Source organism: Acetobacter zythi (genome assembly GCF_963921165.1).
In the GTDB taxonomy this organism is placed as follows: domain Bacteria; phylum Pseudomonadota; class Alphaproteobacteria; order Acetobacterales; family Acetobacteraceae; genus Acetobacter.
The window spans coordinates 1-611 of sequence record NZ_CAWUEO010000042.1; the positions used below are offsets into that span (position 1 = coordinate 1).

2 protein-coding genes are annotated in these 611 nt (G+C 65.8%); both read left to right on the forward strand.

Translation table 11 applies throughout. The annotated features are described in order from the left end of the window. Positions 1 to 314 (forward strand): ArsR/SmtB family transcription factor (locus tag AABE20_RS11270; protein ID WP_338333152.1); only part of this gene is annotated, 314 nt, incomplete at its 5' end. Then, a partial coding sequence (gene arsC, locus AABE20_RS11275; RefSeq protein ID WP_338333153.1) for an arsenate reductase (glutaredoxin) occupies positions 311 to 611 on the forward strand: 301 nt, incomplete at its 3' end. The genes AABE20_RS11270 and arsC, both read left to right, overlap by 4 nt.

A 611-nucleotide genomic window follows, 5' to 3' on the forward strand; every position in this document is an offset into this window, starting at 1 on the left:
CCCAGTCCACGCGGCTGGAGATCTTCCGCCTGCTGGTGCGCCACGAACCGGACGGGCTGCCCGCCGGGGACGTCGCGCGGCACCTCGATGTCCCGCAGAACACCATATCGGCCCATCTCGCTACCCTGACGCGGGCTGGCCTGCTGACCTCGCAGCGCCACAGCCGGCTGATCGTCTATCGTGCTTGTCTTCCGCGCCTGCGCGACCTGATGCTTTTCCTCGTCAGGGACTGCTGTGCGGGCAGCCCCGAACTCTGCGCGCCCCTGATCGCGAACCTGTCCTCCTGCTGCCCGAGCCCGGAATCCTGTCCATGACCATCACGATCTACCACCACCCGGCCTGCGGCACGTCGCGCAACGTGCTGGCACTGATCCGCAACAGCGGCGAGGAGCCCAGGATCATCGAATATCTGAAAACGCCACCCAGCCGCGCGGAACTGGTCGATCTGATCGCCCGTATGGGGGTTCCGGTGCGCGCGATCCTGCGGGAAAAGGGCACGCCCTTTCACGAACTCGGCCTCGACAACCCGGCCCTGAGCGATGATACGCTGATCGACGCCATGATCGCACACCCGATCCTGATCAACCGGCCCATCGTTGTCACACCGCTTG